Origin of the sequence: Rhodococcus sp. (in: high G+C Gram-positive bacteria), from assembly GCF_049286785.1 — a bacterium.
GTDB lineage: Bacteria > Actinomycetota > Actinomycetes > Mycobacteriales > Mycobacteriaceae > Rhodococcus_F.
Genome location: NZ_JBAQEO010000440.1, coordinates 1 through 5025, shown reverse-complemented (window position 1 = coordinate 5025; position 5025 = coordinate 1). Strand labels below are relative to the sequence as shown.

Genomic DNA, 5025 nt, shown 5'->3' with positions numbered 1-5025 from the left:
CGCTGTGAGCGTGCGGGCGTCCTGTCGCGCTGAAGGCTCTATTTTTCGGGATAGGTGGTGAGCTGGTCGACCTTGGCCCGGACGTTCTCGGGTTCCTCCTCGGGCAGCTTGCCGGTGACGAGGAAGATCACGCGGCGGCCCACCTCGACGGCATGGTCGGCGAAGCGCTCGTAGAAGCGTCCCAGCAGGGTGACATCCACTGCCGCCGCCACTCCGTGCTTCCACTCACGGTCCATCAGGACGGTGAACAGGTGGCGATGCAGGTCGTCCATCGCCTCGTCCTCGTCACGCAGCCGGGCGGCACGCTCGGGGTCGCGAGTTTCGAGGACCTCGCGCGCGGCCGCCCCGATGGAGACGGCGATGCGCCCCATTTCCGCGAAGTAGCCGTTGACCTCTTCGGGGAGGACGTGGTTGGGGTGGCGTCGGCGCGCGATCTTGGCGACGTGGAGAGCCAGAGCGCCCATGCGGTCGATGTCGGCGACTATCTGGATGCCACTGACGACGGAACGGAGGTCGCCGGCCACGGGGGCCTGCAGAGCGAGGAGTGCGAATGCCCTCTCCTCGCACAGAACGCTCAGTTCGGTGATCCTGTCGTGTTCTTCGATCACCTGCTCCGCGAGGGAGAGATCGGCCTGGAGCAGCGACTGTGTTGCCTTCTCCATGGCGGTGCCCACCAGCCCTGCCATCTCACCGAGAAGGTCGGCCAGTTCGGTCATTTGTTCGTTGTAAGCCACGCGCATGAAGTCACAGCCTACGGCGCGTGTAAGTCCAAGTCACGATGCCGAGGTGAACGCCGGGTGAATGACGCGGCGGATCCGCGTTCATTCGCAGGACGTATCGCCCGCATTCACCACTGCCAGGTCTTTGGGGATCTCGATGGCCTCGGCCTCGCCCGCCCGAACATCGGAAACGTCGAGGAGGGTGTCGACGGGACTGGGTGTGTTCACGGTGCCATCGAAGTCCGAGCCGATCACCACCTCGATGACAGCGCCGAGTCCCGAGGTCGACTCGAGTATCGCCCCCGGAATCGTCGAGGCAGCGGTGGCTGCCTCGGCCTCTTCCCCGGGCGAGAATCGGACCACCGTTTCGGTGCTGGTGCCCGTGTAGTTGCCGACGCTGTAGATCTGGAACCCTGCTGCGGCGAGCGCATCCGCCGTAGTTGCTGCCAGCCCCGATACCCCGGAAGCATTCGACACCTGCAAGGACACACTCGACGGGTCGACCGCAGGAAGCGACCGAGGCGCCTCGGGTGCCGGTGGGGGCGTCGATCCCGCTACCGGTTCTGCCCGCTTCTCTCCGGGTAGCGGGGCATCGTCGATGATGGCCCGGAAGATGGCCTCGATGTCATCGGTGCGGGGTATCTCGTTTCCCCAGTCCGTGGTTCCGGCGGTGGGTACGGTCAGGAATGTCACGGCGCCTGCATCGACGTTCTGCAGCGAGCGTCCGAGGGTGACCAGCGACTTCGTGTCGATGTTCTCCACGAACGTCTCGCGGGTGAAGGCGTTGATGAACCCGTTGAGCTTCCCAGGATTGAGCAGCACCTGGCCGGACAGCGCGCCCCGCAGTAGGGCGGAGAGGAATCGCTGCTGGCGGTTGATGCGGCCGTAGTCACCGTTACCCTCGGCTTCGACGTGCCGGGCGCGCACATAGTTGAGTGCGGTCTTTCCGTCCAGGGTTTGTGTTCCGGCCTGCGCCAGCACGGTGCCGAGGATGTAGTCCTCGAGTGGTTGCGTGGTGCAGACCTCCACGCCGCCGATCTCGTTGACCATCGACTCGAATCCGGCGAAGTCCATGCCGACGAAGTGACCGATCTTGAGCCCGGACAACTTCTGGATCACCTTGACCAGGCACTTCGGTCCACCGAGCGCATAGGTGGCGTTGAGTTTGTCGCCGTCGGCAGCCGGATAGGTCTCTTCGGTATATGTGCCTGTGTCGTTGTCCCAACCCCGGCAGACAGGACGCTCGACGTCGAGGTCACGCGGGAACGACACCGCCACCACCCGGCTGCGGTCGGCTGGAATATTGACGAGCATCACCGTGTCGGCGCGGGCGCCTTCCGCGTCTTCGACTGTTCCGGCGCCCACCTCGCCGCTCGCTCCGGCGCGGGTGTCGGTGCCGACGATCAGATAAGTCTCGTCGCCTGTCTGACCACCGGCGTCGACGATGTCCGTCGACTCGGTGTCGAGGGCTGCGATTTGCGCGAACCTGTTCTCGGTGGAACGAAGGTAACCCCAGACGATGCCGGTGGCGGCCAGAGCGATCACTGCTGCCAACGCCACGAATGCGCGCCCTGCTGCGCGGAGACGCCTGCGCCGTCGTGTCTTGCTCAGTGCGAGCCGAGTCCGGCCCGGTGTGCCGACCACCTGAGGGGCGACCGTGGTCTCGGCGGAATCCTGGGTCCATCCGGACTCTGCGGCGTCCTTCGGCGCGGGCGGAACGGGAGTCCGCCGGGGAGTAGGTCCGGGAGGCGGCTGCCGCTCGTCGACCGGGGGGATGATCTCTGTCTTCTCGGGGTCGTCCGTGACGCTCTTGTTGTCTACAGACACCTTCTTCACCAGGTCGGCGACGGAGAGTGATTCCGTCGGACCGGCAGATCGGTGTCCGATCCGGCCGCTGTCGTGCCGTGACGGTTCGGATCTGTCTGATGCCCGCGTGCCCGATGGACCCGGCGGTTGGGGCGTCCTGCGTTCTGCGGGGCGTTCGACCGGGGACTGCGGCGGCGGCACACGGTGTTGGCCTCCCGAGTGCGCTTCTCGGTAACTGCGATCGGCGAGCGGTCGTTCCCATGGTGCGCGGGACTCGGGCGCAGGCGAGTCCGAAGTGTGATCATCACCCACCGATACAACCTGCCTTCTCCGCCGGACGTCCGTCAGACCCGACGGAATTTCAGCAATACTACTTAGTAGTCGTCACGGCTCCACACCCGAAAGTGGCGTGGCCCGCGTCTTTGCTGCTAGCCGCCCGAATGCATCATGTCGGCTCCGGCGGGTACGAGGCAGTCTTCGGGGTCGTCGAGCCAGCCTTCGGGAAGGGCGACGGTGCCGGGTGAACCCTGCCGACCACGCGGGCCTTCGGCGTCCTCGGGGAAGGGAATCGACGGGTCGAGCCGGGCGAGCAGATCATCGAGTTCGGTGAGAGTGCTCACCAGCGCCATCGACACCCGTAATTCGGGGCCGGCGGGGAAGCCGCGGAGGTACCAGGACACGTGCTTGCGCAGTTCGCGCAGGCCTTTGTCCTCGCCATGGTGCGCTGCAAGCAGTTCGGCGTGCCGCCGGATGATGGTGGCCACCTCACCGAGCGTGGGCGGCGTGGGTTGCGGGTTTCCGTTCAGGGCCGCACTGAGTTCCGCGAACAGCCACGGCCTGCCCAGGCATCCGCGTCCCACGACGACGCCGTCGCACCCGGTCTCCGCCATCATGCGGGCGGCGTCCTCGGCGGCGAAGATGTCGCCGTTTCCGAGTACCGGCACATCCGTCACGTGCTCTTTCAGCCGGGCGATCTCGTTCCAGTCGGCGGTCCCGGAATACCGCTGGGCGGCGGTCCGCGCGTGCAGGGCGACGGCGGCGGCGCCCTCCGCGGCGGCGATGCGGCCGGCGTCGAGATGGGTGTGGTGCTGGGCGTCGATACCGACCCGGAACTTGACGGTGACCGGAATGTCGGTGCCCTCGGTGGCCTTCACGGCCGCCGCGACGATACGACCGAACAGGGTCCGCTTGTAGGGCAGGGCCGCGCCGCCACCCTTGCGGGTCACCTTGGGTACGGGACACCCGAAGTTCATGTCGATGTGATCGGCCATGTTCTCGTCGACGATCAACTTCGCCGCAGCGTAGGTGGTGTCGGGGTCGACGGTGTACAGCTGCAGGGACCGCGGGGACTCGGTGGGTCCGAACGTGGTCATGTGCAACGTCGCGGGTTGACGTTCGACGAGGGCACGCGCGGTGACCATCTCGCAGACGTAAAGGCCGGAGGTGCTGCCCGCACGTTCGGTTTCGAGCTCACGGCACAGGGTGCGGAACGCGACATTGGTGATACCGGCCATGGGTGCCAGTACCACGGGGCTGCGCAGCTCGAGTGATCCGATACGAAGGGATGACATAGACGACCTCTGAGAAATTGCGAGAAAAAGGTGTGCCCGGTACCGAATCCGGTACCGGGCACAGGATAGCTGTTGTGGCTAGGAAGCCTTCTGCTCGCGCTTCTTGGCCTCACGGGCGAGCATGCGATCGCGCTGCTCTTCGAACTTGGTGGCCTGGCCCTCGAGGTTTTCGAGGAACTTGCCGAGACTCTCGCGGATCTCCTCGCCCCTCGCGGTGAAGTCGGTGCGCTCGAAAATGTTCCACTTGCGCAGCACCGGCATTACGACCTCTTCGAGGTGCTGACGCAGGTCGTAGATGCCGTGCTTGGCCATCAGAACGCCGTTGCGACGGAAGTTCGGCATGCCGGCGCCGGGCATCTGGAAGTTCTGGACGATCAGGTTGACGGCTTCGAGTGCCTGGTCGGGCGCGAGATCCAGAGCCGCGCCACACATGTTTCGGTAGAAGATCATGTGCAGGTTCTCGTCGGCGGCGATGCGCTGCAGCATCTTGTCCGCGATGGGGTCCTTGCATGCCTTGCCGGTGTTGCGGTGGCTGACGCGGGTGGCGAGCTCCTGGAACGTCACGTACGCGACCGAATGGAGAAACCCTGCGTCGACATCGGACGGGGTGGCGAATCCGTTGGTCATGTGCTCCATACGGAAACGCTCGAGCTCGACGGGATCGACGGCACGGGTCACGACGAGGTAGTCGCGCATCACGATACCGTGTCGGTTCTCCTCGGCGGTCCAGCGGCCGACCCAGGTTCCCCACGCTCCGTCCTGCGAGAAGTTCTCGGCGATTTCGCGGTGATACGAGGGCAGGTTGTCCTCGGTGAGGAGGTTGGTGATCATGGCGGCCCGCGCGACCTCGTCCAGCTGCGACTGCTCGATGTCCCAGTCGACGCCGCCCATGGCGGCGAAGTTGCGCCCTTCGTCCCACGGGATGTAGT

Annotated in this window: 4 protein-coding genes; all 4 read right to left on the bottom strand. The window is 65.6% G+C overall.

What is annotated here, in order from left to right; translation table 11 throughout:
• Positions 1-38: 38 nt before the first annotated feature.
• Positions 39-740, bottom strand: a complete 702-nt coding sequence (phoU, locus tag WAW17_RS16085) for a phosphate signaling complex protein PhoU (RefSeq protein WP_422333946.1) — start codon at positions 738-740, stop codon at positions 39-41.
• Positions 741-821: 81 nt separating this feature from the next.
• Positions 822-2837, bottom strand: a complete 2016-nt coding sequence (locus WAW17_RS16080; protein WP_422333945.1) for an LCP family protein — start codon at positions 2835-2837, stop codon at positions 822-824.
• 116 nt (positions 2838-2953) lie between these two features.
• Positions 2954-4096: a tRNA dihydrouridine synthase DusB gene (dusB, locus tag WAW17_RS16075; RefSeq protein WP_422333944.1), complete on the bottom strand. Its 1143-nt coding sequence runs from the start codon at positions 4094-4096 to the stop codon at positions 2954-2956.
• A gap of 78 nt (positions 4097-4174) precedes the next feature.
• Positions 4175-5025, bottom strand: an 851-nt coding sequence (locus tag WAW17_RS16070) for an acyl-ACP desaturase (protein WP_422333943.1), incomplete at its 5' end; no start/stop codon positions are given.